Annotated in this window: 17 protein-coding genes and 1 pseudogene; 13 read left to right on the top strand and 5 right to left on the bottom strand. The window is 66.9% G+C overall.

Going from position 1 to position 23,547, the window contains the following annotated elements; translation table 11 throughout:
- Positions 1 to 22: 22 nt before the first annotated feature.
- Positions 23 to 1,396 (top strand): L-fucose:H+ symporter permease, encoded by a 1,374-nt coding sequence (fucP, locus tag HWX36_RS10260; protein WP_175951986.1) that lies wholly within the window; start codon positions 23 to 25, stop codon positions 1,394 to 1,396.
- A 2-nt stretch (positions 1,397 to 1,398) separates the two neighbouring features.
- Positions 1,399 to 2,451 (top strand): aldose 1-epimerase family protein, encoded by a 1,053-nt coding sequence (locus HWX36_RS10255; protein WP_175951985.1) that lies wholly within the window; start codon positions 1,399 to 1,401, stop codon positions 2,449 to 2,451.
- Positions 2,452 to 2,473: 22 nt separating this feature from the next.
- Here the strand turns inward: HWX36_RS10255 and deoR are convergent, their stop codons facing one another.
- The gene (gene deoR / locus HWX36_RS10250; RefSeq protein WP_175951984.1) at positions 2,474 to 3,244 is read right to left on the bottom strand and encodes a DNA-binding transcriptional repressor DeoR; all 771 of its coding nucleotides are present in this window, start codon (positions 3,242 to 3,244) and stop codon (positions 2,474 to 2,476) included.
- A 146-nt stretch (positions 3,245 to 3,390) separates the two neighbouring features.
- On the opposite strand from deoR, the gene deoC reads away from it, so the two are divergent.
- Entirely contained in the window at positions 3,391 to 4,071 is a 681-nt protein-coding gene (gene deoC, locus HWX36_RS10245) for a deoxyribose-phosphate aldolase (protein ID WP_175951983.1), read from the top strand.
- 142 nt (positions 4,072 to 4,213) lie between these two features.
- Here the strand turns inward: deoC and HWX36_RS10240 are convergent, their stop codons facing one another.
- Positions 4,214 to 4,666, bottom strand: a complete 453-nt coding sequence (locus HWX36_RS10240) for a hypothetical protein (protein ID WP_175951982.1) — start codon at positions 4,664 to 4,666, stop codon at positions 4,214 to 4,216.
- A gap of 191 nt (positions 4,667 to 4,857) precedes the next feature.
- Between HWX36_RS10240 and HWX36_RS10235 the strand changes: the two genes are divergently transcribed.
- Positions 4,858 to 5,724: a DUF2071 domain-containing protein gene (locus HWX36_RS10235; protein WP_175951981.1), complete on the top strand. Its 867-nt coding sequence runs from the start codon at positions 4,858 to 4,860 to the stop codon at positions 5,722 to 5,724.
- Between the two features lie 8 nt (positions 5,725 to 5,732).
- Here the strand turns inward: HWX36_RS10235 and HWX36_RS10230 are convergent, their stop codons facing one another.
- Positions 5,733 to 6,710 (bottom strand): ATP-binding protein, encoded by a 978-nt coding sequence (locus HWX36_RS10230; RefSeq protein WP_175951980.1) that lies wholly within the window; start codon positions 6,708 to 6,710, stop codon positions 5,733 to 5,735.
- On the bottom strand, positions 6,707 to 7,615 hold the full coding sequence (locus HWX36_RS10225; protein WP_175951979.1) for a DMT family transporter: 909 nt from the start codon (positions 7,613 to 7,615) through the stop codon (positions 6,707 to 6,709). The genes HWX36_RS10230 and HWX36_RS10225 overlap by 4 nt, the downstream gene beginning before the upstream one ends.
- Before the next feature lie 90 nt (positions 7,616 to 7,705).
- Between HWX36_RS10225 and HWX36_RS10220 the strand changes: the two genes are divergently transcribed.
- From HWX36_RS10220 to HWX36_RS10180, 9 genes and pseudogenes are all read left to right on the top strand, one after another.
- A complete protein-coding gene (locus tag HWX36_RS10220) occupies positions 7,706 to 8,506 on the top strand; it encodes a helix-turn-helix transcriptional regulator (protein WP_175951978.1) in 801 nt (266 codons plus the stop codon).
- Positions 8,507 to 8,601: 95 nt separating this feature from the next.
- Positions 8,602 to 8,862: pseudogene (locus HWX36_RS10215) on the top strand (hypothetical protein); the annotation flags it as partial.
- Between the two features lie 670 nt (positions 8,863 to 9,532).
- Entirely contained in the window at positions 9,533 to 11,188 is a 1,656-nt protein-coding gene (locus HWX36_RS10210) for an AMP-binding protein (RefSeq protein WP_175951977.1), read from the top strand.
- The gene (locus HWX36_RS10205) at positions 11,185 to 12,072 is read left to right on the top strand and encodes a hypothetical protein (protein ID WP_175951976.1); all 888 of its coding nucleotides are present in this window, start codon (positions 11,185 to 11,187) and stop codon (positions 12,070 to 12,072) included. The genes HWX36_RS10210 and HWX36_RS10205 overlap by 4 nt, the downstream gene beginning before the upstream one ends.
- Positions 12,051 to 13,181, top strand: coding sequence for a 3-oxoacyl-ACP synthase III family protein (locus tag HWX36_RS10200; protein ID WP_175952178.1), 1,131 nt, complete (start codon positions 12,051 to 12,053; stop codon positions 13,179 to 13,181). The genes HWX36_RS10205 and HWX36_RS10200 overlap by 22 nt, the downstream gene beginning before the upstream one ends.
- Positions 13,178 to 14,176: a ketoacyl-ACP synthase III gene (locus HWX36_RS10195; protein ID WP_175951975.1), complete on the top strand. Its 999-nt coding sequence runs from the start codon at positions 13,178 to 13,180 to the stop codon at positions 14,174 to 14,176. Before HWX36_RS10200 ends, HWX36_RS10195 begins: the two co-directional genes overlap by 4 nt.
- Positions 14,177 to 14,181: 5 nt before the next feature.
- Complete coding sequence (locus tag HWX36_RS10190; RefSeq protein ID WP_175951974.1) at positions 14,182 to 15,078, top strand: MBL fold metallo-hydrolase; 897 nt, start codon at positions 14,182 to 14,184, stop codon at positions 15,076 to 15,078.
- Positions 15,079 to 15,166: 88 nt separating this feature from the next.
- Entirely contained in the window at positions 15,167 to 18,994 is a 3,828-nt protein-coding gene (locus tag HWX36_RS10185) for an AMP-binding protein (RefSeq protein WP_175951973.1), read from the top strand.
- Positions 18,995 to 19,005: 11 nt separating this feature from the next.
- Positions 19,006 to 21,138 carry a hypothetical protein gene (locus HWX36_RS10180; protein WP_175951972.1) on the top strand — a complete coding sequence of 711 codons (2,133 nt, stop codon included), beginning with the start codon at positions 19,006 to 19,008 and terminating at the stop codon, positions 21,136 to 21,138.
- Positions 21,139 to 21,335: 197 nt separating this feature from the next.
- On the opposite strand, the gene HWX36_RS10175 is transcribed toward HWX36_RS10180, so the two are convergent.
- On the bottom strand, positions 21,336 to 23,279 hold the full coding sequence (locus HWX36_RS10175; protein ID WP_175951971.1) for a collagenase: 1,944 nt from the start codon (positions 23,277 to 23,279) through the stop codon (positions 21,336 to 21,338).
- Positions 23,280 to 23,547: the final 268 nt, after the last annotated feature.

Raw genomic sequence — 23,547 nt, 5'->3', positions numbered from 1 at the left:
GACAATTGGGAAGGAGACACCCATGGGCCGAGCCAGAATCGAACACACACCCGACGGCTTTTACCTGAACCGCACGCCGCTCTTCGCGTTCACGCTGCTGTGCTGCCTGTTCGCGCTGTGGGGCACCGCGGCGAACCTGAACGACGTGCTGATCGCGCAGTTCAAGAAGTCGTTCTTTCTATCCGATTTCGAATCGGCGTTCGTGCAATCCGCGTTTTATCTCGGCTACTTCTTCCTCGCGATTCCGGCCGCGACCGTCGTGAAGAAGTTCAGCTACAAGACGACGATCCTGGTCGGCCTGCTGCTCTACACGACCGGCTGCCTGCTGTTCTTCCCTGCCGCGTCGATGGCGAAGTACGGGATGTTCCTCGTCGCGCTGTTCGTGATCGCGGCCGGCCTGTCGTTTCTCGAAACCGCATCGAACTCGTATTCGACGCTGATGGGCCCACGCGACACCAGCACGCGGCGGCTGAACATCTCGCAGACGTTCTATCCGTTCGGCGCGATGGCCGGCGTCTACATGGGCAGCTTCCTGATCTTCAAGGAAGGCGATGCGTCGCACGCGCAGCTCGCGGCGATGTCGGCGGCCGACGCCCGCGTGCACCAGCTCGCGATGATCCAGGCCACGCTCGAGCCGTACAAATGGCTGATCGTCGTGCTCGTCGCCGTGTTCATCGTGTTCGCGCTCACGCCCTATCCGGCCTGCAAGGGCAACGGCCCCAGCGTGGCCACGCACCGGATCGACGCGCGCGGCACGCTTGCGCGCCTGTTCGGCAACCGGCGTTTCGTCGCGGGCGTCGTCGCGCAATTCCTGTATGTCGGCGCGCAGGTCGGCGTGTGGAGCTTCACGATCCGGCTGGCGATGCAGATCGGCGGCCTCACGGAGCGCGGTGCGTCGCACTACCTGCTTGCCACGTTCTTCGCGTTCTTCGTCGGCAAGCTCGTCGCCACGCTCGTGATGAAGCGCGTCGGCCCGGCCAAGGTGCTGATCGTCTACGGTATCCTGTGCATCGCGCTGCTCGCGTACACGATCGGCGTGCACAACATCACGGCCGTCTATGCGGCCGTGGGCGTGAGCGTGTTCCTCGGCCCGTGCTGGCCGACGATCTACGGCCTCACGATCGACGGGCTCGGCAAGGACACCGAGTACGGCGGCTCGATCCTCGTGATGAGCATCGTCGGCGGCGCGGTCGTGCCGCTGATCCAGGGGCTGATTTCCGATCACACGGGCGGCAACATGCAGCTCGCGTTCGTCGTGCCGCTCGCGTGCTTCGCCGTGATCGTCTACTACGGCTTCTACTGCCTGCGCCACCTGCCGGCCGCGACGCCCGGCGCGGCCGCCGACGGCAACGCGCCCGCGCGCTACGCCGCCCCCCGCAACACGTCGGGAGCGTGAGCATGCAAGGCGAAATCGACCTGCGGCGCGACGACTTCCGCGACACGCCGCACACGCTGTACCGCACCGACGGGCTCGTCGTCACCGCGTTCGCGTATCCGTCCGGCGTCGAGGCGCTGAAGCTCGAGAACCGCCGCGGCCATCTCGTCGTGCTGCCGTATCTCGGCCAGATGATCTGGGCCGCCGCGTTCGACGGCCGCGACCTGACGATGAAGCACATGTTCCGGCAGCCGAAGCGCGCGGCATCGATCATCGATACGTACGGCTGCTTCATGTTCCACAGCGGGCTGCTGCGCAACGGCTGCCCGGGGCCGGACGACACGCATGCGCTGCACGGCGAGATGCCGTGCGCGCCGATGGATCGCGCAAGCCTTGTGGTCGGCGGGGATGCGCGCGGTGCGTTCGTCGAAGTGACCGGCGAATACGAATACGTCCAGGGTTTCGGCAGCCACTATCTGGCGCGCCCGTCGGTGCGGCTCGCCGAGCACGACGCGCGGATGACGATCGCGATGGACGTCACGAATCTCGGCGGCGCGCCGATGGACCTGATGTACATGGCGCACCTGAACCATGCGTACGTGCCGGGCGGCCGCTTTGTGCAGCCGCTGCCGCGCGGCGGGGTGCGGCTGCGCGACAGCGTACCCGCGCACGTGAAGCCGACCGCCGCGTGGCGCGACTATACGGCCACGCTCGCGCGCGAACCGGAACGGCTTCACACGCTCGATGCGCCCGCGCTGTACGACCCGGAGATCGTGTTCTTCATGAACGACGTGGCAACGGATGCCAACGGCGTCGCACATTTCCTGCTCGAGCATCCGGATGGCGGCGCATTCCACACGGCATACCGCCCCGCGCAATTCCCGCATGCGACGCGCTGGATCCTGCACAACGCGGACCAACAGGTCGCCGCGTTTGCGCTCCCGTCGACCTGCGAGCCGGAGGGTTATGAAGCCGAACGCCGCAAGGGCCATGTGGCGATGCTCGCGCCGGGCGCGACGCGACGCTTCGAAGTCGTCACCGGCTACCTGAGCGCGGCGGAAGCGCGCAATGCGTGAAGCGATGCGCGGCCGCGTTGCGTCAGGTCACGAGCGCGATCCCGTGTTCGCGGATCGCCGTTTCGTAGCGGCGGCTCAGTTGCCCGTCGGAGATCACGTAGTTGAAGTCGGTCAGTTCGGCGAAATAGGCCGCGCGCACTTCGTCGAACTTCGTGTGGTCGACCAGCAGGAAGCGGTTCTGCGCGCGCGCCATCACCTTCTTCTTCGCGTCGACTTCGTGGAAGTTGAAGCACGTGACGCCGCAGCGTTCGCTCACGCCGGCCGCGGAGATGAACGCCTTCGACACGCGCACCGTGTCGAGGATGCCCGTTTCGGCCACCGACTCGAACACCATGTTCTTGCGGTGGTACGCGCCGCCGCACAGGATCACGCTGCAATGCGGCTTCTGCTGCAGCTTCGCGAACACGTTCAGCGAATTGCAGACCGCCGTGAATTCGAGGTCGTCCGGAATGAAGTCGACGACGAACGGCGTGGTCGAGCCGCAGTCGACGAAGATCGTGTCGCCGGTCGTCACGAACTGCGCGGCCAGCTTGCCGATGCGGCGCTTCTCTTCGGTCTGCCGGTTGTTCTCGGCGCTGACCACATACTCGCCGATATCGCTGCGCTGCGCGGCGAAGTGGCGCGTCACGTAACCGCCGATCAGGCTCAGGCCGTGCGGGTTGTCCGCGAGATCGCGGCGGATCGTCATTTCGGAGACGCCGAACAGTTCGGCGACTTCCCTCAGATGAATCGCATTCTGCCCTTGCAGCACGTTCATCAGTGTCTTGATCCGTTCGCCTTTCTTCGTTTCCATGCCAGTATCCTGCGTGCCCGTCGCATCCGTCGCTCGTCGTGCCGGGCGCGCAGGCCCGGCCGGAATGTCGTATTTGTAACAAACCGATGTGAAAACATCAACTTTACGTGTGCCCGTCCGGCACACGCTCCGTGGAGTCCTGAAACATGCCGCTTTCCAACGCCCAGCTCGCTCAAACCATCGATCACACGCTGCTCGCGCCCGACGCGAGCGACGCGCAGATCCGCGAACTCTGCCGCCAGGCGGCCGAGCATCGCTTTTACTCGGTCTGCGTGAATTCGGCGAACGTGCCGCTCGCCGCGCGCGCGCTATCCGGCACCGGCGTGCTCGTCTGTGCCGTGGTCGGCTTTCCGCTCGGCGCGGGGCTGTCGGCCGCCAAGGCATTTGAAGCAACCGCCGCGATCGCGGCGGGCGCCGGCGAGATCGACATGGTGATCAATATCGGCGCGCTGAAGAGCGGCCGCGCCGACGACGTGAAGGCCGACATCGACGCCGTGCACCGCGCGTGCGGCGCGGTACCGCTCAAGGTGATCCTCGAAACGGGGCTGCTGACCGACGACGAGAAGGTGCGCGTGTGCGAGATGTGCCGCGATCTCGGCGTCGCGTTCGTGAAGACATCGACGGGGTTCGGCCACGGCGGCGCGACGCTCGCGGATGTCACGCTGATGCGCCGCACGGTCGGCCCCGTGCTCGGCGTGAAGGCATCGGGCGGCGTGCGCGACCGCGCGGCCGCGCTGGCGATGCTCGAGGCCGGCGCGACGCGGCTCGGCACGAGCTCGGGGGTGGCGATCGTGACCGATCAGGGTGGCAGCGACGCCGGGTACTGACGCATGAACACCGGCTTTCGCCCGCGCGCGCCGCAAGCGAAGGCCGGTTGCCCGAACCAGCGCCCGGACAACGCCGCACCGTCGGTGGAACCGGCGCCGCGGATCGGCCGCCTGAACGGCGCGCCCCGCCCCGGCCCGCCGTTCAGGCGACGATATCCGTCTTGAACGCGTCCGGCGCGTGCCTGCGCAGGATCTCGAGGCATTTTTTCCGGTCGTCGACGCGCATTTCGACAAAAGGCAGCCTGACCTTGCGTACCTTGCTTCCGCCCGACCGCGTCGCGACACGATAAAGCACGATCAGCGAGAAGGGGCCGCGCGTCACTTCGACGACATCGCGATACGGCACGGAGATCCGCTGCACCTTGAAGGTATCGGCGAAGAACACCGCGCGCGTCATGACGAACATGTACCCAAGGCCGCCCAGCGCCCCGATGAACGGCATGATGAACGTCGTGAAGCTGAAAAACGGATCCGCGCTGGCGGCCCAGATGCAGCCGCCGCCGATCACGACCAGCGCGAACACCAGCATCGGCAGCGCAAAACGGCTGCCGCGCACGATCAACTCGGGTTCGGATTGCTGCGCCAGATCATTCATGGTTGCCTCCCGGCGTGGACACGTGTGGGTTCTTGAATTCGTCTCGCGATGCGCGGCCCTGCGATGCCGATGCACGTGACACGTGGCACGGCGCCGGCAATTCTACTCGCGATCGATGCGGCCGCCACCGCGCCCGGTTCGGCAGCGCGACGCCGCCTCGCGACTTCCACCCGCGCGGCAACCCCGGCACAATGCCGCTCATGCGCCACGACAACGCCTTCGTTTACCCGTCCGCCGGCCTGATCGGCCGGCTTGCCAACCGGATCGTCGCGAGCGGCCCGCTGCTGCGCGCGCGCCGCGCGCTGCTGTCGCGGCTGCCGTTCCTTCAGCTCGCGAGCGACGTCGAGAACGTCGTGTATTGCACGTGGGTTGTCGATGTCGCGGCCGTCGCGCACCTGGTGCCGCGCGGCGTCGCGCTCGCGAGCCGCGACGGCCGCACGCTGTTGACGACGCTCACCTATGCGCACCGGCACTTCGGCCCGCGTGTCGCAGGCCCGCTGCGTCGCATGTTTCCGTCGCCGCTGCAGAGCAACTGGCGGCTCTACGTCGATGCGCTGCCGGGCGGGATGCCGGCCGACCGCACGGTGTTGTTCGTGAAGAACGTGTTCGACCACCCGCTCTATGCGCTCGGCAGCCGCCTCTTCAGCGATGCACTGCCGTCGCATCTCGCGCGGCGCTTCACGCATGCCGTGCGCGACGGACGCTACGACACGCGGCTGGCGGGCAGCGGCGGCAGCGCGCCCGACTTCCACTGCGTGGCCGAAGCATCGGACGATCGAGCGCTGCCCGACGCGTTCGCGCCGTTCTTCAAGGACTGGCGCGATGCCGTCGCCTCCCTGTCGCTGCAGCACGCGGCGGTCGCCCATGTCGCGGACTGCGACCGCCTTGCGTACGCGTCGATCGACCTGCCGATCGACGTCGACGCGGTCCGGCCGCTGAAGACGGTCGGGCCCGCGGGCGGCGGCGACTTCCTCGCGCGCATCGGCGCCACCGGCGAACCGATGTGCTTCGTCGTGCCCGACGTCGCGTTCCGCGTGCTCTCCGAGCGGCTGCTGTAGCGCGGCGCTCAGCCCGTGCGCCGCGCGGTCTCGTATGCATCCGCGCCGCCTTCCTCGGCAAGCCGCCCCGCATAATCACGCGCGAACTGCACGGCGATGCGGCCCGAGCGCGCGCCGCGTTCGAGCGCCCACTGCAGCGCGGGCTCGCGCGCCGCGCGGATCCGCGCGGCATCGAAACCTGCCGCGCCGAGACGGCTCTCGACGACGGCCAGGTATTCGTCCTGCGTGAAGCCGTAGAACGTCACCCAGATCCCGAAGCGCTCCGACAAGGAGATCCGCTCCTCGACCGCATCGCCGGGATGCAACTCGCCATTCTCCGCGCGAGCCACGTTCGCGTTGTCGCTCGCCTGCTCGGGCATCAGGTGGCGGCGATTGGACGTCGCGTACACCAGCACGTTCGACAGGTCGCTCGCGACCGATCCGTCGAGCACGGTCTTCAGCCCCTTGTAGCCGGTCTCGCCCGCCTCGAACGACAGGTCGTCGCAAAACACGATGTAGCGCTCGGGCCGCGCACGCACCAGCTCGACGATCGCCGGCAGGTCGTTCAGCCCTTCCTTGCTGACCTCGATCAGCCGCAACCCGTGCGCCGCGAACGCGTGCAGGCACGCCTTCACGATCGACGACTTGCCGGTGCCGCGCGCACCGGTCAGCAGCACGTGATTGGCCGCGAACCCGCGCACGAACTGCCGCGTGTTCCGTTCGACGATCGCCGCCTGCCGGCCGACATTGCGCAGCGCGTCGAACGCGACGAGCGCGGGCGACGGGATCGGCTCGAGCGGCGCCGCCCGATGCCCGCCGCCGAAGCCGCGCCAGCGGAACGCGACGGCCGCCTCGAAATCGACGGCCGCCGGCCGCCCGGCGGGCGCCATTGCTTCGAGCGCGGCCGCGATCCGTTCGAGCTGGCGCGCGAGCGACGCGACGGCAATGGGTGCGCGCCCGTCCGGCAGCGCGGCGACCAGGTCCTGCATGTCGCGCTCGCCGCTCATTGCCGGACACCCCGCGACACGCCTGCCTGAAACGGGAACCGCTGCGCGATCGCCACGCCGAACAGCGCGACGCCGCCGCCGACCAGGTGATAAAGCCGCAGCGATTCGCCAAGCAGCACGATTGCGCCGCCGGCCGTCATCACCGGCAGCAGGTTCATGAACATCGCGCAGCGGCTCGGGCCGAGCAGCCGCACGCCCTGCATCCACAGATACGGCAGCACCACCGACGCCAGCACGCCGGCATACAGGATCAGCGGCACACTCGCACGCGTGGGCCACGCCGCCTGCGCGGGCAGCCGCAGCAGCATCGGCGCCATGAACACGAGCGCGGCAAGCGCCTGCACATAGGTCGACTGCCACGCCGGCAGCACGCCGATGCGCCAGCGCTTGAGCAATACGCCGTAGAGCGCATACGAGGCCGACGCGGCCAGCATCAGCAGGTCGCCCGCCTGCACGCCGCGCGCGGCGATCGTCGTCGGATGCCCTTCGGCAATCAGGTAGATGACGCCCGCGAGCGACAGCACCCCGCCGCCGACCATGCCGGCGCCCGGCGGATCGCCGAGCAGCAGCGAGCTGAGCGCCATCGTCATCAGCGGCACGAGCGCCGTGATGATCGCCATGTTGGTGGCGCTGGTCGTTTTCGCGGCCTCGTAGGACAGGCTCTGGAACAGCGCCATCGCGAGAAAGCCGAGCACCGCGAGCTTCGGCAGGTGCGCGGCGAGCGCCGCGCGGTTGCGCCACGCGGGGCGCAGCGTGAACACGCTCATCAGCGCGACGGCGAGCAGCAGCCGGTAGAAGGTGATCGCCGACGGGTCGATCGTCGACGCCGACAGCTTCGACACGACCACGTTGCCGGCCCACAGCGCGATCGCGCAGAAAGGAAACAGAAATGGGGACTTGTTCATCGCATTTGACGGATTAATATCCTGACAGGGGTGTGGCGTGGAGGGGAACGCCATCGTGCCCGCTCGTCCAACTGCCTGTCTCACGCCAAAATGTCACGACTTGTCGCCAATCGGACACTCGAGTCCACCCCGCCCGGTGCTCACCTGCGCTTCGAATCGACGCCGATGCCCGTATCGGCAATGGCGGCGACGTACGCGCACGGCACGTCGATCGCGCCGCACCGGCATCGCCGCGCGCAGCTGCTCTATGCGATCGAGGGCGTGATGCACGTGCAGTCCGAAGGCGCGTCGTGGGTCGTGCCGCCGACGCGCGGCGTGTGGCTCGAAGCCGGTCTCGACCACACGGTGCAGATGAGCGGCGACGTGCAGATGCGCACCGTCTTCGTCGAGCCGGGCGCGGTCGAGCACCTGCCCGCGCGGAGCTGCGTCGTGGAAGTGCATCCGCTGCTGCGCGAGCTGATCCTCGCCGCGGTCGACATCCCGCTCGACTATGCGCCGGGCTCGCGCCACGATCACCTGATGCACCTGCTGCTCGCCGAGGTGACGGTCGCGCCGCTGCTGCCGCTGTACCTGCCGTGGCCGCACGACCCGCGCCTGCGCACGATCTGCGACGCGCTCGTCGCCGCGCCCGACGACCTGCGCACGATCGCCGAATGGGCCGACCTGCTCGGGTTGTCGGTCCGCACGCTCCATCGCGCGTTCCGGCGCGAGACGGGGCTCAGCTTCCGCCGCTGGCGCGAACAGGCGCGGCTGCTGCTCGCGCTCAAGCGCCTCGCGCACGGCGAGAAGGTGCTGACCGTCGCGATGGATCACGGCTACAGCAGCCAGAGCGCGTTCTCCGCGATGTTCAAGCGGCATTTCGGCGTGTCGCCGTCGGCGTTTTATGCGTAGGGCGTGCGCGTGCGCGGCACGGGCACCGTGGACGATAGAACAGACGCACCGGCGCGCGCGCGGCTGGTGCCGACGCGGCAGCGCAGCCGCGAGCGGCGTTTCTGGCGGGGTTGTTCGCGAACGCGCTGGGCGCGGTGGCGCCCGACACCCCGCATGCGCAACGGAGCGCATTCGCCGAACCGATGACGATCCGGATCGCGGCGGCCGTGCGCCATGCGATCACGCTGCCGCCGAAGGCTGTGCGGCAGATCCTTGCGATGTTCAAGCGGACATTGCCGAAAGATTTATCGACACTTGACAGCCAGGGCGGGCTCGAACTCTCGAATCCGGGCATTCGGATTTATCGCCATAAATAAAATATTCGTTAATACAATTACACAAATTCATACGGGCGCAATCCGAGACCCCGGCGCCCGAATCCCTGATTTTCCATCCAGACCTCCACTCAAGACCCGCTGTTCCCGAGAGCTCGGATCTTTCGCTTTTCGCGCGGGGCCATCCATTTCGCGACGCGATGCCCGTTTCGCCTTGGTAAACGCCCCGAGGCTTTATTCAGCGCCACGACAACCCGATTTCACCGAAGTCAACAAATCGCAGGATGGTTAACAAAAAACGGCCAATTCAATGAAATGCCGATGATTAATGGAATCGATTTCAACAAATAATTCAAATTTCCGACCCGCCCGACCATTTACTTTCCAATTTTTGTTCCGTTAAGATTGCGGCACCTTTTTAAACCAACCCGATCGGTCGATTAATTTCAGGAAACAATCAATCCGAATTAAATCGTCCGATTGTTGCTTATTTCTAAAATCAAATGAGACACAATAAATCCACAAAAACCGGCAAGTCATCATGTGATTGACCGGGTTCTCCGTGCGTCGCCCGGCGACCTGTGCCTGTCGCCCCGACCACGTCTCCTTGCCATCGCGATTCAGGTTGCGCGGGACAGGCCCGATCCCATGGCCCGCCCCGCGCCGCACCGCTATCGCGGACTTCAAACTCACACTCTTGCGAGCGCTGACAATGGACGACTTTTGCCGCGCGAACCTGCCCCCTGCCGAAGATTGGCCGACGTTTGTCTTTGAATTGCCGGGACTGCAGTTTCCGCCGTTTCTCAATTGCGCCGCCGCGCTGCTGGATACCGCCGTCGAGGAACGGGGCTGGGGCGATCGCGTTGCGATCAGGACCGAGTCGGGCATCACATGGTCGTATCGCGAACTGCGCGATGCGGGCAACCGGATCGCCAACATGCTGGTTCGCGATGCGGGCCTGGTGGCCGGCAACCGGGTGCTGTTGCACGGCACCAATCACCCGATGCTGGCCGCCGCGTGGTTCGGCGTGGTCAAGGCCGGCGGCGTGGCCGTCGCGACGATGCCGAAGCTGCGTGCGGGAGAACTGTCGACCATCATCGGGCGAGCCCGGGTCACGCACGTCATCTGCGAAGCCGGGCTGTCCGCCGAGCTCGACGCGGCGATGGCGCGCATGCAGTGGCGCGGCGACGTCCGGCGCTACGAAGCGACCGACACGCAGCCGCACGCGGGCTGGCTCGGCGGCTATTCGGCAACATTCGCGGCCGCCGGCACGCGCGCGGACGATCCTTGCCTCATCGCGTTCACGTCGGGGACGACCGGAGAACCGAAGGCCACCGTCCATTTTCATCGCGACGTGATGGCGGCCTGCCACTGCTTTCCGCAGCATGTGCTCAAGCCCGGCGCCGATGACGTCTTCTGCGGGTCGCCGCCGCTCGCGTTTACGTTCGGCCTCGGCGCGCTGCTGCTGTTTCCGATCAGTGTCGGCGCGAGCGTCGTGCTGTTGCAGAAAGCGAGCCCGGAACGGCTGCTGGCCGCCGTCGGCCGGCATCGGGTCAGCATCCTGTTTACGGCGCCGGCGGCCTATCGGGCCATGCTCGACCATCTCGACGGGCATGACGTATCGTCCCTGCGCAAATGCGTGTCGGCGGGCGAGGCGCTCCCGTCGTGGACGCGCGCCGCATGGCACACGCGCACCGGCCTGCACCTGATCGACGGAATCGGGTCGACCGAGATGCTGCATATCTTCGCGTCCACCGGCGACGCCGGCACGAAGGACGGCGCAATCGGCCAGGCGGTGCCCGGTTACCGCCTGGCCGTGGTGGACGAGCACGGCCAACGCCTGCCGCCCTACGAAATCGGCTATCTGGCCGTGCAGGGGCCGACCGGGTGCCGCTACCTGAATGACGCGCGGCAACGCGACTACGTCAAGCACGGCTGGAACCTGACGGGCGACAGCGCCTACCTCGACGACGACGGCTATCTGTTCTACCAGGCACGCGCGGACGACATGATCATCAGCTCCGGCTACACGGTGTCTCCCGGCGAAGTGGAGCAGGTGCTGCTGCGCCATCCCGATATCGCCGAGTGCGGCGTCGTCGGGCAGATCGACGAATGGGGCGGCACGCTCATCTGCGCGCATGTGGTGCTGCGACCGGGCGTCGGCGGCTCGGAGGCGTTGACGACGCAACTGCAGCAGCACGTCAAGAACGTGATCGCACCGTACAAATGCCCGCATCGCGTGACCTATCACGCCGGCGGTTTGCCGCGTAACGAATCGGGCAAATTGCGTCGCGCCGTACTCCGGCAGGCGGGTCATGGCGCGACGCGCCCCCAGAATCAAACAGTCCAGAACGAACACGCCCTATGAAAATTCTCGGAGCCTCGGTGGCCATTCCGGACCCGGCAACCACCGCGCAATCCTGCGCCAACGATTACGCGATCAAGGCAGCCAGGCAGGCGCTGCGGCAAGCCGGTTGCCTGCCGTCGGAACTGGACCTGATCGTCAGCCTGTCGATTTCTCCCAGCCGGATGGCGGACGCGCCGGCGATCGCCGGGCCGCGGCTGGCGCACCCGGTGCAGCGCGACCTGCGTGCGCGACACGCGGCCGTGTTCGATCTGCTCGACGCGGACTGGACGCTCGCACTCGATCTCGCGCACAGCCATTGCAAACAGCTCGGCTATCGACGCGCGCTCGTCGTTCGCGCGGAGGCGCTCGCGGACGTCGAACAGGTGGCCACGAGCGGTTTCGCCGACGGTGCGGGAGCGATCGTGCTGACGCCTGCCGGCCAGGACCGCGACCACGCCAGCCGCTACGCGGACCTCGACGCGCCCCCGTTCGCGACGCTCGACGCCCTTCCCGCCCGGCGCGTGAACGGCGCCCTGTCGCTGGCCCGCTTCGAGAGCCGGTTCGATCCCGCAACCGGCCGGTTCGACGCCGAACCGGCCAATGCGGCCACCGCGGTGCGCACGCTGGCCGACGCGATGCAGAGCCGCATCGGCCGGCGCGCCACCCCGCTGTTTTGCGAATCGTGGCTGAGCGGATGGCCATCGATCGCCAGCGGCGCGGGTCGCGATTTCCACGTCGATGTCGTCGCCGGTTCGGCGGACATCCCGAACCCGTTCCAGTTGCCCGCGTGGCTTTCGTCCCGCGTCGCACATTCAGTGTCGTTGCGTGACGACGAACGTACGGTGGTTGCGATGACGCTGGATCCGTTCCGGCCGCGCATCGCCTGCAGCATGATGGAGGTCTGACAGTGCACAACGTCCGAATCGCAAGTCTCGCCTGCCGCCTGCCGGCACGCCAGGTGCCCAACGACGATCCCGTGTTCGCGGGCGTCGAGCCCATTCCGTCGGAATGGTGGCAATTCTGGGGCATCGAATCGCGCTACATGATCGATCCCGATGCCGGCGAATCCGAGCTTGCGCTGGCCGAGCGCACGGCCCGCGACGCACTCGCCCGTGCCGGCGTGGAAGCCGCCGAACTCGATCTGGTGCTGTTCAACATGACGTCGCCGTTCGTCTCGCTGCCCGACGGCCGGCGCCGTTTCGCACCACGGCTTGCGCGTGTGCTGCGCGACCGGCTCGGCGCCACGCGCGCGCTCGACGCCGACGTCGAGATGGAATGCGCGAGCTTCGTGCTGCAACTGCAGATCGCCGCCAACCTCATCAAGCAGGGACGGGTGAAGCGTGCGCTGGTGTGTTCGACGGAGCGCATGTCGGCCGTGGTCGACTACACCAGCAAATCGTCGACGAACTTCGGCGATGGCGCGGCCGCGGCCGTGCTCGTCGCCGAGCCGGCCGATCCCGGCGGCGCCGATTGGCTGGATGCCGCGTATCGCAGCGATGCAACGCACTACGACCTCGTGACGATGCAGTGGCGTCACGCCCGGGCGGCGACAGACGACGACGCGGCAGCCGGCGCCGACAACCCGTTCGGCGTGTATTTCACGCTCAAGCCCGAAGCGCAGGAGGCGATCGCCCGCTTCATGCCCGTGGCCATTCCCGATATCGTCGAGCGGCTGTTGCACCGCAGCGGTACGGACATCGCGGATGTCGATGCGATGGTGTTCCATCAGCCGTCGGCGCTGCTCGTGCGCGCATGGGCACAGCGGCTCGGGCTCCAGCCCGACCAATACGTGATTCGCGTGGCCGATTGCGCGTGCCTCGTGTCGGCCGCCGTGCCGTATGCGCTGTACGAATCGATCCGGGAAGGCGTGATCCGGCCGGGATCGTTGGTCGTGATCGCCGGCGCCGGCGCAGGCTGGGGCTTCGGCGCGCAATTGTGGCGCTGGGGCGAAACCGTCGTGACCGATGCGGGCGATGCCGTCGCCGCCGTGACGGAGCAGGAGGTGCAAACATGACCGCCAGACTCGTCATCGCCGGAATGGGCCACGCGCTGCCGGAGCGGATCGTCGGCAACGACGAAGTCGCCGGCATGATCGACACCAGCGACGCGTTCATTCGCGAACGAACCGGCGTCGTGGCGCGTCGCTATCTCGCCCCCGATCAGCATCTGGCGGATCTCGCGTGCCCGGCCGCGGAACGGGCGATGGCCGACGCCGGCGTCACGGCGCACGACGTCGACCTGCTGATCGTCAATACGCTGTCGCCGGATCATCACGATCCGTCGCAGGCGTGCTACATCCAGCCTCGGCTCGGATTGCGGGAGATTCCGTGCTTCGATATCCGCGCGCAATGCAGCGGCGGGCTCTACGGGATCGAGATCGCGCGCCATTTCCTCGCGAGCGGCCTGTATCGCAACGTGCTGCTGATCTGCGCCGAGGCCCTGTCGCGGCGAATCGACACCAGCAATGCGGGCCGCAATCTGTCGATCCTGCTGAGCGACGGCGCCGCCGCGCTGCTGCTGCAAGCGACGAACCACCCGGCGCACGGGCTGATCGACCTGACGCTCGGCGCCGACGGCACCCAGTTCGACCTGCTCAGCACCGAAGCGCCCGGCGCGCGGCGCCCACGCTTCATCGACGAGGACGACATCGCGGCCGGCCGGCACCATTTCCGGATGAAAGGCGCGCCGATGTTCGAAGACGCCACGCGGCGCATCGTCGACGCGTGCCGGCAGATGCTCGACAAGCACCGGCTGACGCTGTCGGATATCGGCCTGGTCGTACCGCACCAGCCGAACCTGCGCATCCTCGACGCGGTCATCGGGCAACTCGGGCTGCCCCGCGAGCGGTGCATGATTTCCGTCGAACAGCTGGGCAACATGGCCAGTGCGGCGTTTCCGGTCGCGCTCGCCCTCGCGCGCGAGCAAGGCCGCATGCCGGTCGGGCAGCTCAACCTCTTCGTGACCTACGGCGCGGGCGCGACGTGGGCCTGTGCGCTCTATCGGAGCTGAACGACATGCTGAACGCTTCCACGGGATGGATCGAGCCGCGGCTGGCCCTTATCGGCACGGCTGACGTGCCGCTGTACGTGATCGTCAACGACGAGGCCGCGACGCTGATCGAGGGCGGCCTGAGCGGCATGACCGAACTCGTGTGGCAGCAGCTTCACGCGCTGCTGCGCGACTTCGGCGGCATCCGGCATTTGCGCTACTGGCTGATCACCCACTCGCACTACGACCATTGCAGCCTGCTGATGACGCTCAAGTCGCGCATGCCGTGGCTCCATGTATCCGGTTCTCCCGACGCGTTCGATGCGTTCCAGAGCCCGTCGGCCTGCCGAACCATTCGTCAGCTCGACACGCACGCGTCGATGTCGTGGCAGCCCGCCGCCGATGCCGATTTCACCGAGTTGTCCGACCTGCCGTTCTATCCGGTCAATCCGGGCACGCAGCTCGACATCGGCGCCGGGATGCAGATTCGCACGATCGCGCTGCCGGGCCACAGCCGTTGCCAGTTCGGCTACTGCTGTCCGCAGCTGGACATCGGTTTCGTGTCGGATGCGCTCGGCGAGTATCACGGCGCCACCAGCTGGCTGCCGCTGGTCTTTCAGGACCTGTTTGCCTACCGGCACTCGCTGCAGGTCATCGAGCAACTGCAGCCGCCGCGGCTCGCGTTGGGACACCACGGCATCCTCACCGGCGAGCTCGCCCGATCGGCCGTTCGGCACGCACGCGCATGCCTCGATGCGCGTGAGGCCGACGCGCGCGCGGTTCGCGGCAACGCCTCCGCCACGCACGCGCTGGCCCACCGCTGGACCGCACGTTATGCAGCCAGGAGCGAACGGGTGGTGCCGCATTTCCTGCATCTCAAAAGCATGATGCACATGATCGATCTGTTCCATCGCGCCGAATAGCCTCCTCGGATTCCCGCCGCGGCAACGCGTGAGCGCCGCCCGGCGTCAGGCCGCTGCGCGCTGTTTTCATTCCTCTTCCGACGACACCATGACCACTGCGATTTTGCCGACCACGCTTAGCGAATTGCTTCAGAACCGGGCCGCCACACTCGGCGACAAGACCGCCTACGTGTTCCTGAGCGGCCCGCCCGAACAGGAGCAGACCGAATCGATGACCTTCGCGGAACTCGACGCACGTGCGCGCCGGGTGGCCGCGCTGCTGCGGCAGAACGCGATCGACATCGGCGACCGGGTCCTGCTGCTGTGCCGGCCGGGGCTCGACTATGTCAGCGCCTTCATGGGGTGCCTGTATGCGGGCGCCATCGCCGTTCCCGCCTACCCGCCGCGCAACAGGCAGCACATGGTGCGGATTGCCGGCATCGTCGAGAACGCAGGCGCGAACACGATCCTGTGTTCGGCCGAGGACCATGCGCGCTGCGCGACCTGGCTCGCCGATACCGACGTATCCGGCAGCACGCTGCTCGACGTCGGGGCCGCGCAGGCGCTGGATCCCGTGCATTCGCCCGCCCGCGTGCAGCCATCCCAGATCGCCTTCCTGCAATACACGTCGGGCACCACCGGCAGCCCCAAGGGCGTGATGGTGTCGCACGGCAACCTGATGCATAACCTGGGGCTGATGCGCGAATGGTTCGCCTATGACGAGCAGAGCACGATCGTCAGCTGGCTGCCGCCCTACCACGACATGGGCCTGATCGGCGTGATCCTGACGTCGCTCTACGGCGGCTTCCGGAGCGTGCTGATGGCCCCGGAACGCTTCATCCAGCATCCGTACCTGTGGTTGCGTGCGATCAGCCAGTACCGTGCGGACCTGACGGGCGCGCCGGATTTTGCTTACCGGATGGCCTGCCGGCGGATCTCCGACGAACAATTGGCGACGCTCGACCTGTCGTGTGTTCGTACCGCGTATAACGGTGCGGAATCCGTGCGCGCGAGCACCCTGTCGGATTTTGCGCAGCGCTTTGCCGCCGCGGGCTTCGACGCCGGAAGTTTTCGACCGTGCTACGGGCTGGCGGAGGGCACGCTGTACGTCGCCGGTCGCATGAAGCAGTATCCGATCCGGACGCTATGCGTCGACCAGGCGGCCCTCCAGCGGCAATCCGTGGTGCTGCGCGACACATTCCTGGGCGTGTCGCGGCAGCCGCTGGATCGTCCGGGCGAACGGGTCCTGGTCAGCGTGGGCCGCACCGACGGCGAACAACACGTGATCGTGCGCGACCTCGAGACGAACGAGCGTTGCGCCGATCGGACCATCGGCGAAATCTGCGTGGCCGGCCCGAGCGTCGCCGCCGGCTACTGGCATCTGGACGAGCAGACGCATTCGACCTTCCAGCACCGTCTGGCGGGCCAGCGGGACCAGGTTTTCATGCGCACCGGCGATCTCGGCTTCATTCTGGACGACGAACTTTACGTCACCGGCCGGCTCAAGGACATGGTGATCCTGGCCGGCCGCAACTACTACTCGGAAGACATCGAGTACGCGCTGATCGTCGGCGTGCCGGAACTCGTGCCGAACGGCTGCGCGGCCTTCATGGACGACCAGGTCGACGCGGAACGTCTGATCGTCGTCGCGGAAGTCGAGCGCACGCAGCGCAAGGGCAATCTCGACAGCCTCATCGACGCGATTCGCCAGGCGATCTGGAATCGCCTCGACATCGGCCCGAGCGCGATCGTGCTGGTGTCGCCCGGCAGCGTGCCGAAAACGTCGAGCGGCAAGGTGCGCCGCAGCACGTGCCGCACCCAGTTGCACGACGGGGCGCTGACGATCCTCGCGCAGTGGGACGTCGAGGGCGGCGTACAACCGCCCGCGACCGATCGCCGGCAGCCCGCGCGCCCGGCAGCGGTTGTCGACCGGCCGGCGGCCAACGATCGCCGGCGCGACGACAGCGCCACCGTCGACGAACTGAACGACTGGCTCAGGCACTATGCCCGCACGCGGATCGATTCGCGAACCATCGACGAGCGTCGCACGATTCCGCCGCACATCGTGCTCGATTTCGGGAATCGGGGCCTGCTCGGCATGCCGATCGACCGTTCGCACGGCGGCCTCGGCCTCGGCCTGCGCGACATGTCGCGCGTGATGGCGCAGTTGGCCACGATCGATTCGACCCTGGCTTTCTTTGTCGCCCTGAACAACACGCTCGGGATCCTGCCGATCATGCACCATGCGCAGCCGCCCTTGCGCGAGGAACTGCTGCCGAGCCTCGCGAGCGGCCGGATGCTCGCCGCGTTCGCGATCACGGAGCCGGCCGCGGGCTCGCATGTGCGCGCCATTGCCTCCCGCGCGCAGCGCATCGCGTCCGGCGACTGGCTGGTCACGGGGAACAAGTGCTGGAGCGGCTCATCCGCATGGGCGGGGATCATCAACGTGTTCGCGAAGCAGGCCGACGGCGCCGGCATGGTCGGCCTGGCGGTGCGCCCCGGCACGCCGGGCGTGCGGATCGGCGCCGAGGAACTGACGATGGGCGTGCGCGGCATGATCCAGAATTCGCTGCATCTGGATCGCGCGCGAATCAGCGACGCATACCGGCTCGGCGATATCGGCCAGGGGATGCACGTGGCGCAGCACGCGATGAACGTTGCGCGCCTTGGCATCGCCGCCGTCAGCGTGGGCGGAATGAAACGCTGTGCGCAGCTGATGCATCGCTACGGCGCGCGGCGCCAGGTCGGCACCGGCCTCCTGCTGGACAACCCGCTGAGCCGCCTGCGCCTGGGCGAGCTGCGGGACCGCATCGACGGGCTCGACGCGCTGGTCGAGCACCTGTCCACCGAACTGGATCTCGGCATCGCGCTGCCTGAAGATTGCCTCCTGATTGCGAAGATTCTCGGCTCCGAACTGCTGTCGCAATCCGCTGACGAGATGATGCAGTTCCTGGGCGGCCGGGGTTATATCGAGACCAACCTGGCGCCGCAGATCTTCCGGGACGCGCGCCTGACCCGCATCTTCGAGGGGCCGACCGAAACGCTGCTGGTTCACCTGGGCAGTCGCCTGCTCAACGGCAGCGACGATCTGCTGCGCTATCTGGAGAGTGCGCTGAGCGCCGGTACGCTGGCCAGGGAGCTGCGCGAGCTGGGCGCGCAGCTGGCGCAGGACGGGCTCGCCAATGCGGCGAAACTCGACGGCGCCGCGCACGCCGCCGTCTGGGTCAATTATTGGCTCGGCACGATCGCGCAATGGGGATTGCTGCTGGCGGTGATCGAACGCGCGGCGGCACAGCAGCGCATCGGCGACGGCACGCTGCGCTGGGCGCAGCGCCAGTACGAACTCGCGATCGAGGCGGCGCAACGGCAGGTCGGCCTGCGATCCGCGTTGCCCACGACGGCGGAACTGAACGACTGGGCCGCGCGCACCGGGTTCGAGATCGGCTTGATCGAGCAAACGATCCCGCGCGCAAGCCAACGCGTCGATCCGTTGCTGGACGCCGATACCGGCGCGCATTCGGTCTCCCGCGCGCCCGATGCGCCCGATGCGCCCGCCGGCGAAGACGCCGGTCCGGCCGCCGCCCCGATCGTGAACGAGCCGGCAAGCCTGCTCGATCGCCAGCAGGTGCATGCGGTCGAACAATGGCTCATCGCATGGCTGGGCGAGCGCCTCAAGCACCGCACGCTTCGATTGACGCGCGAGTCGACGTTCGCCGAGATCGGCTTCGACTCGATCCTCGCCGTCGAGATGACGCTGGTACTCAGCGAGGCGTTCCGCGTCACCGTCGATCCGTCCGCGGTCTGGGACTACCCGTCCATTCGCGCGCTGGCCGCTCATCTCGCGCCACGGACTCACGGCGCCGCGCCGGCGGTTGCCGTCGCGCACGCCGATCCGGACGCATCGTCACGCATTGCAGCCCAACCTTCGACCCTGTGAGACCGTCCAACATGCACGCCCGATTCGACCTTGGTGATTCCTCCACCGCACTGGCCCGGCAGCTCGAACACTATCTCGGCGCCTATCCCGACGAAACCCGCACGTTGCTCGGCCTGTCGGCCGGCACCACGATCGGCGTCGAGGTGCTCGACATGGAGCTGCCGGTCAAGCTCGAGCAACACACGCGTGCGGCCACGCTGCGCATCGGCCGGCACGACGCGCAGCGCGTGATGGCCTATACGCGCAGCTGCAACTGGGCGAACGGCATCGTGCTGGTGCCGACGCTGGCGCGCCTGGTGTTTGCCGGCGCGTTCCGCGGCCTGAAGGCCGGAGCGCCCCGCGCGATGCGCGCGTTCGCGACGTCCCGCCAGCCCGACCCGACCCGCAACCTGGGGATTCTGTGGGGCGCCTTCAACCTGTTGAGCCTGGCCGGCTGGCTGACCCTCGATCGCGGCGACGAAGACGCCGAATATGCGCTCACCCCGGCCGGCGAATATGTCGTGGCATGCGTCGAGCGCACCCGGCCGCTGTTCGAGCAACTGGCGAATGCCACGTCGGTGCTCCAGCATCTGCACGCCCTGTGTCATCGAACCCGCGCGGCGGCCGGCGACAGCATGCTGTATGCCCAGCTCGCGCGGATCTGCGTAGCGGGTTGGCCGGCGCTTCCGCGCCCGGCCACCGACCTGGAGCGTCAGGCGAACGGGCAACTGCGCACGGCGATGGACGGCCTGTTGCTCGGCCCGACCTGGGTCGCGCTCGATATGCCGGTGTTCGACAGGCAGCCGGACGGCCAGTACTCGCAATCGGCGCCCGGCATCCTCGGCAAGCTCGACAGCGAGCCCGACGGCGTCCCGGTCGGCGCGTGGACGCAGGCTGATCCTGTCGTGCTGCAAGCGGCCTGGGCGCTGATGTGCAAGTTCGGCATGGCGGAAATCGATCGGGAAAAGGTGCGCCTCACCGAGTCGGGCCGGATTCACCGTCCGATTGCCGCCCCTTACGCGGGGTTGCCCGCGTCCTATCTGCGTTCGTATGCGCTGCTCGACGAACTGCTGTTCGGCAACCCCGATCCGCTCGATATCGATAGCGACGGCCACATCGATCGCGTGATGAACGTGTATGCGTCGAGCGGCGCCGGGTCCGGGCCGGCGTCACAGGAAATCACGACGAAAATCCTGCGCAAGCTGTTCGACGAGACGCCGCTGGATCGCCAGCCATCCGGCATCGCCGACATGGGCTGCGGCGACGGCAGCGCGCTGAAGCGCCTGGCGCAGTACGTCATTACGTCGACGCGGCGCGGCCGCCACCTCGACGCCTATCCGCTGCTCGTGGTCGGCGCCGACTACAACGAATCCGCGCGCGGCCGCGCGGCCGCCACGCTGTCTGCGCTGAGGGACATCCCCGGCGTGCAGGTACGCGTGATCGCCGCCGACATTTCCCGGCCCGACCGCTACGACGAAGCCGTGGCCGCAAGCGGCCTGACCGTCACGCAGCCGGACGGCAGCGTGCGCCCGGCGCAACTGAGCGACTTGCTGCATACCTTCATGTTCCTGGTCCACAACCGACGGTTGAGCATCCGTCGCAAGGACGCCGCCGAGCCGATCCTCGAGCGTCATCTGCGCACCGTCGATCGAGCGCGCCTGCGCGCGGTTGTCGATCAGCACTACGCGGGCACGCTGACGGTATCGGACCAGGCCGAGCTGCCGATCTCGCTCGACCAGATCAAGCGTGCGTTCAAGGTGGCGTATAGCGATGCGGAAGGCCTCGTTCCCGGTTACGTGGCGGCCGCGGATCTCATCGATTTCCTGACCCGCTGGAAGCGCCACGCGAAGCATGGCTTTCTCATCGTGGAAGGGCACAGCCCGTGGGCGGAAAATCTTTGCGCGCGTGCGCCGGGCGGGCCGGACACATGGTTGCGCACCGAGCAGCTTCCGTCGGTGTTCAACTGGGGCATGCATTTCGTGTCGCGTCAGTTCATGGCGCCGTTCAACGAATTCACGCTCGCGTTGACCCTGGCCGGCCTGCGCCCCGACAGCCCGATTCATGGGCGGATTCATCCGGAGGGGTTCCCGGGGCCGGATCTGCTGAGCGATTATCGATTCTTCAGTATCGCAAACTATGTTGCCGATACCGGAACGGATCGCTAGCGCGGTGGCGGCGCGTCATGTCGACGCGCCGTGGCCTTCGAACGTCCGTTCGAGGGCCGCTTCCTGCTTCCTGCTTCCTGCTTCCTGCTTCCTGCTTCCTGCTTCCTGCTTCCTGCTTCCTGCTTCCTGCTTCCTGCTCTGATGCGTCGGGCGCCACGGAGGCCGGCGCCCGATCACGCGGCGCCGGCCCGTGCCGGTCAGCGCTTCGCCGGCATCGGCGGCTCGCCCGCCGTCGTCGCGTTGCGCGCCCAGTCGGCGAACTCGGTGTCGTAGCGATTGCCGATGTACGCGACATAGTTTGCGTAGCCGTCGTAATCGCCCACCCGGAAGCGCGCCACGATCGTGTCGACATCCGCGCGATGGCGCTCGAACATGAAGCGCGTCGCCATGTAGCCCCACCGGTACGCGCGCGTGACGTAGTCACTCGACGAGTAACGCGTGCCGAGCACGTCCGAGAACCGGTACGCGCTCGTGCGCACTGCATCGATCGACTCCTGGTTGTCGTTCCTTCTCGACAGATACTCGGCGACGCCTTCGATCCACCACACGGTCGGCTTCGCGGTGCTCACCGAGAAGTCGCCCGCCATGTCGTAGCGGCCGTCGAGATAGTGCGTGAACTCGTGCTCGAGATTCCACACCTTGAACTCGGGCCGCAGCCACGATGCCTCGTGCGCGATGAAGCGCGCCTGGTTGCCGGGTGCCGAAGGATCGCCCTCGAGATACATGCCGCCGTTGTCGGTGCTGATGCCGTAGATCACCGACGCGTATTTTCGATAGTTCGCGTAGTCGTCGAAAACGACGAGCTCGATCGTGTCGTTGCGATCGCCCGCGACCGGCTTGCGCCCGGTTTTCATCATCCGGTGGAAGTAGTCGTCCTGCCGTGCGACCGCCGCGCAGACCGACTGCAACTGCGGCATCGTCATGTCCTGCGCCAGAATGCGCACGCCCGCGTTGCACGCGTAGCGATTCGAGAGCACCGTGTCGGCCAGCCGCTTCTTGTAGTCGCAAGTGCCGTAGTCCGCGCAGTTGCCCGGATCGCCGTAGTCGACCGCTTCCGCCGCCGCGAGCCAGAGATCGCTGTCCGCGCCCGTCATGCTCGTCGACGCGAGCATGTCCTGGATCATTTTCTTCACGCGCGGCTTCTGTGCCGGATAGCGGAGGAAGCGAAACGTTTCGCGCGCCGCGTCGGCCAGCTGATAGGCGGCGCTCGTGTTCGACAGGCTCGCGCGGTTCGCGGTGACGAAGCGGTTGAGCGTCTCCGGAAGCGTCGCGTCGCTGTCGAGCATCGGCTGCGCGCCGCTGCGCTGGTGCGCGTAGAAGAACACCGTGAGCAAGCCGGTGAAGCCGCCCGCCGCACTGCGCTGCAGCAGCGGCGCCGCCGCCTGCGGATTCGCCGCGCTCACGGTGTAGGACGCGATGCGGTTCTTCAGCGTCGGCAGGTAGTACGCTTCGTCCCGCATGTTCGTGATGAGCTTCATCAGCTCGTTCGCGGTGCTCGGCGCACGCGAATTGTCGCGATAGAGCGCATCGCCCTCCAGGCTCTGCTTGATATACGGGCGCAGCGACACCGCGAGATTCGGAATCGGGTTCGCAATGCCCGATACATCATATTGGTAATAAGCGGCGCGCAGATAAATCAGCAAATTGACCAGGATCAAATTGCTCGCATCGTATTTATAGATTTCCTGCACGAAACGATCCGCGACAGCGTGCACGTTTTCGGCATTGAAGATCTGTGTGGCCTGCGTTTTATCGACCGAGAACAGGCCGTAATGGCATTCGTAATCGGGAAGATTCGCGATGTAATCGGCGAGTGCCGCGCCGCGATACCGGGCCATCGCCGACAGGTCGCGGCAATCGGCGCCCGACGTGCTGCGCTTGCTGCGCGTGGCCGGCTGCTTGAGCGGCGAAGGCCTGGTCAGCGCCGCGCGATCCTGCTCGCTGAGCGGCAGGTTGTACTGCGCCTGCTCGGGCGACACGGGCAGATTCTGCGGCACGCGAGGCATGCGCGCCTGCTTGGGTTGCGTCGGCTGCCCCGGCTCGGTATTGGCCGATGCAGCGCCGGCCAGTCCGGCGAATACCGCCCACGCGACGATGGCCGGCCAGCGGCGGTTTTTTTGAAGCACCTCGTTTATTGCCACTTTATTTTCTCTCGGTTGTTTTTGGGCAACCAAGATATAACATTACAGTTTGAAACGTCAATTTAATCGACATGAAAGAATGGATCTTTAATTAGCTTCACTATTTGTCGATTAAAATCGATTTACGAAACAATTCAACCTGCCGGCACGGCCCGCCCACATCCGGTCGAGCGACAACGCGCATGCGTCGCTGCCCGGCGGACAGTATTCGGCGAGCCTCGCGACAAACCTGCACTGAAGACCGGCGTCACCGTCGAATGAAAAACGC

This window comes from Burkholderia sp. BCC0405, from assembly GCF_902833075.1.
In the GTDB taxonomy this organism is placed as follows: Bacteria; Pseudomonadota; Gammaproteobacteria; order Burkholderiales; family Burkholderiaceae; genus Burkholderia.
Note: the sequence above shows the minus strand (reverse complement) of the source record. Positions and strands in the feature narration are given on the sequence as shown.

Coding starts and splice junctions, on each gene's coding strand:
- fucP (WP_175951986.1), top strand. CDS start 23: ATGGGCCGAGCCAGAATCGAACACACACCCGACGGCTTTTACCTGAAC.
- HWX36_RS10255 (WP_175951985.1), top strand. CDS start 1,399: ATGCAAGGCGAAATCGACCTGCGGCGCGACGACTTCCGCGACACGCCG.
- deoR (WP_175951984.1), bottom strand. CDS start 3,244: ATGGAAACGAAGAAAGGCGAACGGATCAAGACACTGATGAACGTGCTG.
- deoC (WP_175951983.1), top strand. CDS start 3,391: ATGCCGCTTTCCAACGCCCAGCTCGCTCAAACCATCGATCACACGCTG.
- HWX36_RS10240 (WP_175951982.1), bottom strand. CDS start 4,666: ATGAATGATCTGGCGCAGCAATCCGAACCCGAGTTGATCGTGCGCGGC.
- HWX36_RS10235 (WP_175951981.1), top strand. CDS start 4,858: ATGCCGCTCATGCGCCACGACAACGCCTTCGTTTACCCGTCCGCCGGC.
- HWX36_RS10230 (WP_175951980.1), bottom strand. CDS start 6,710: ATGAGCGGCGAGCGCGACATGCAGGACCTGGTCGCCGCGCTGCCGGAC.
- HWX36_RS10225 (WP_175951979.1), bottom strand. CDS start 7,615: ATGAACAAGTCCCCATTTCTGTTTCCTTTCTGCGCGATCGCGCTGTGG.
- HWX36_RS10220 (WP_175951978.1), top strand. CDS start 7,706: ATGTCACGACTTGTCGCCAATCGGACACTCGAGTCCACCCCGCCCGGT.
- HWX36_RS10210 (WP_175951977.1), top strand. CDS start 9,533: ATGGACGACTTTTGCCGCGCGAACCTGCCCCCTGCCGAAGATTGGCCG.
- HWX36_RS10205 (WP_175951976.1), top strand. CDS start 11,185: ATGAAAATTCTCGGAGCCTCGGTGGCCATTCCGGACCCGGCAACCACC.
- HWX36_RS10195 (WP_175951975.1), top strand. CDS start 13,178: ATGACCGCCAGACTCGTCATCGCCGGAATGGGCCACGCGCTGCCGGAG.
- HWX36_RS10190 (WP_175951974.1), top strand. CDS start 14,182: ATGCTGAACGCTTCCACGGGATGGATCGAGCCGCGGCTGGCCCTTATC.
- HWX36_RS10185 (WP_175951973.1), top strand. CDS start 15,167: ATGACCACTGCGATTTTGCCGACCACGCTTAGCGAATTGCTTCAGAAC.
- HWX36_RS10180 (WP_175951972.1), top strand. CDS start 19,006: ATGCACGCCCGATTCGACCTTGGTGATTCCTCCACCGCACTGGCCCGG.